Origin of the sequence: Promicromonospora sp. NPDC060204 (assembly GCF_042728455.1) — a bacterium.
Classification (GTDB): Bacteria; Actinomycetota; Actinomycetes; order Actinomycetales; family Cellulomonadaceae; genus Promicromonospora.
Genome location: NZ_JBHWZO010000419.1, coordinates 1 through 2,882, shown reverse-complemented (window position 1 = coordinate 2,882; position 2,882 = coordinate 1). Strand labels below are relative to the sequence as shown.

The following is a 2,882-nucleotide window of genomic DNA, read 5'->3' as shown; positions in this document are numbered from 1 at the left end:
GGCCCGAAAACACGGTGTTTTCGGGCCCAATGACGGGGTAGAAGCGCACATCGACGGCGCCGGCGGCGGGCCGGCTCGCGTGCACCCGGTCCGTCGGCGGCTCCGGCCTGCCCGGCGAACCCCTAACTTGGCACTTGTATGTCATGTGACCAGGACCTACAGTTCTGGTTGTTAGCGTTCACATCGACGTGAAGGGTTCATTGATGAGCCGACGAACGACCGCCAGGTTCGGAGCCGCCCTCGTGGCCGGCGCACTGGTCACCGTCCCGCTCGCGGCGGGCGCGCTCGCCGCCGACGGCGCCGCCGCGAACACCACCGCCACCAGCACCGGAGTCACGATCGCCGGAATCGCCGGCGCGGCCGGGACCGGCACAGCCGCCACCAGCACCGCCGGGACCGGCACGGCGGGAGCCAGCACAACCGCCACCAGCACAACCGCCACCCCCGCTCAGGAAGCCGGAACCGGCGCCGGATCACCCGAGGACGAGTACGCCCCGCGCTCCCTCCCGTTCGCCCTGCCGGGCTTCAAGGAGCAGGAGTTCGACGGCGCACTCCTGGTCGGCGAGGGGCAGGCCCGGTTCTCGCTGGCGTTCAACATGGTGACGCCGCAGGGCCGCGTGCTCGACGACAACATGGTCCCGTGGATCAAGCGGATCGGGACGGTCACGCCCGACGGCTCGTACTACGAGATCGACATGACCACCGACAACCGGAACATCACGCCGGAGACGATCGGCGCGCTGCGCGCCGTCCTCGCCCACCCCGAGGACTGGTCCGAGGCGGAGGTCGCCAAGGCGCGCGAGCAGCTTCCGGTCCAGGAGGCCGCGTACGCGGCGGCCGTGCGCGACACCCGCACCGTCCGGCTGCGGTTCTCGACCACGGACGACGGCGAGATCGTGGGCTCGGCGACCGCCCTGACCGACGACACCGAGGTGTTCCTGCAGGCCAGCCCGCCGTGGGCCGAGCCCAGCACGTACCGCCCGGAGGGGGAGCGCTCGATCGTCGCGACGTCGGCGGGCGTGCGGGACGCCTCCCAGGTGGGCAGCTTCCGGCTCGACTCGACCGAGACGCCCGAGGAGACCACCAGCTACGCGAACGTGGCCGAGCTGCTCAAGGGCCTGGCCGGCAAGGAGTACGCGGCGGGGGAGGGCGCCGTCGCGCAGCGGTATGCGCTCGACAAGGGCGAGACTGTCGCGTTCCAGGCCGCCGTCTCGACGCAGGCGCCCGACCGGTCCCGGCTGAGCACCCGGGACGTGACGCGCATCCTGGACCGTGCCGAGGCGCGGGCCGACGACGACACGCTCCACGGCCGCGGCCCGACCGGCCAGGCGGCGACGTACCTGCGCGACGCGATGTCGCTGAACGACAACTGGGACGAGAAGTACGACCGGTCGTTCGTCATGTGGGGCCTCGGCGGCGGTGGTGACGACATCTTCCTGGGCTGGGACTCCGCCTGGGACGCGATCACCGAGCTGAGCGTCGACCCGGCCACGGCGCTCGACCACATCCGCGACTTCTACGACCAGAAGGGCCCGCGCTACGACCAGCTCCATGCCGGGTCGATGCACACGTACGCCGCCTGGCGGGCGTACACGCGCACGGGGGACCGGAGCATCCTGGAGCTCGTCTACCCGATCATGACGCGGTACATCGAGCGGATGCCGGAGTTCGACACGAACCAGGACGGGCTCCTGGAGAGCCCGTGGGTCGAGGAGCGCCGCGGCGGCCGCGGCAACCACCTCGGCCTGGACGACAGCCCGCAGTACTGGAACTACGTCGAGGTGCCGCGCGACGGCGGCACGGACACGCGGGAGAACACCAACCTGACCGACGTCGCCCTCAACTCCTACTACGGGCTCATGGCCGAGAACCTGGCGCAGATGGCCACGGTGCTGGGCGACACCGCCGGGGCCGAGCGGTACGCCGCGCTGCACGAGCGGCTCGAGGTGCGCATGAACGAGCACCTGTGGAACGAGGAACGCGGGCTCTACCTCAACCGGTACCTCGACGGGAGCTGGGAGCCGACCAACACGCCCACGGTGTTCTACCCGATGTTCGGCGGGCTGGCGACGCCGGAGCGCGCGGAGATCCTGGTGCGCGACCACCTGGAGAACCCGGAGGAGTACGGCGGCGAGTTCGTCATCCCGAGCGTGGCCCGCAACGATCCGGCGTTCTGTGCCGGGCGCGTCAACGAGTCGACGCAGTCCTACCGGTACTTCCAGCCGGGCGAGGAGGACTCGTGCGAGGAGTGGCAGGGCGCCGCCTGGCCCCCGATGAACGCCACGGTCTACGACGGCCTCAAGCGGTACGGCCTGGACGAGGCGGCCGCCGAGCTGGCCACCAAGTCGACCTCGATGTGGCTGACCTCTTACAAGGACATCGGCTGGTTCCCGGAGTACTTCGACCCCGAGCCCGGCCAGGTCATCAACTCCGTGGCGACCGACACCGCGTGGCGCACCTACTCGTGGTCCAACCTGATGCCGCTGATGAGCACGCAGGAGCTGATCGCGGACGAGCCCTGGGGCGACGCCGTCGGCTTCCGCTTCGGCACCCTCGGCCTGCCCGGCACCAACACCGTGTCGGAGGTGCCCCTGAAGGGACACGCGTGGTCGGTGACGGCGGGTCCGCGCACGACGACGGTGGAGCGTGACGGCCGCACGGTGGTGCGCGCCGAGGGCGGTCGGATCGTGGCCCGCGACGTGGTCCTGGACGCCGCCCGCGGCGGGAACTCGATGAACGTCACGACGACGTCCCGCACCACGATCACGGTGACGGTCCCGGGCGCTCACCCGAAAACCTTCCAGGTCAAGAAGGGCGAAACCCACCTCACCTGGTAACCCCACCCGCCCCACCCGTCCCGCCTAAGCCGTTGAGTGCTGGGT

Annotated in this window: 1 protein-coding gene; it reads left to right on the top strand. The window is 70.7% G+C overall.

What is annotated here, in order from left to right; genetic code table 11:
• Positions 1-203: 203 nt before the first annotated feature.
• Positions 204-2,837 (top strand): trehalase family glycosidase, encoded by a 2,634-nt coding sequence (locus ACFWEJ_RS28250; protein ID WP_377232480.1) that lies wholly within the window; start codon positions 204-206, stop codon positions 2,835-2,837.
• The last annotated feature ends 45 nt before the right edge of the window (positions 2,838-2,882 follow it).

Coding starts and splice junctions, on each gene's coding strand:
- ACFWEJ_RS28250 (WP_377232480.1), top strand. CDS start 204: ATGAGCCGACGAACGACCGCCAGGTTCGGAGCCGCCCTCGTGGCCGGC.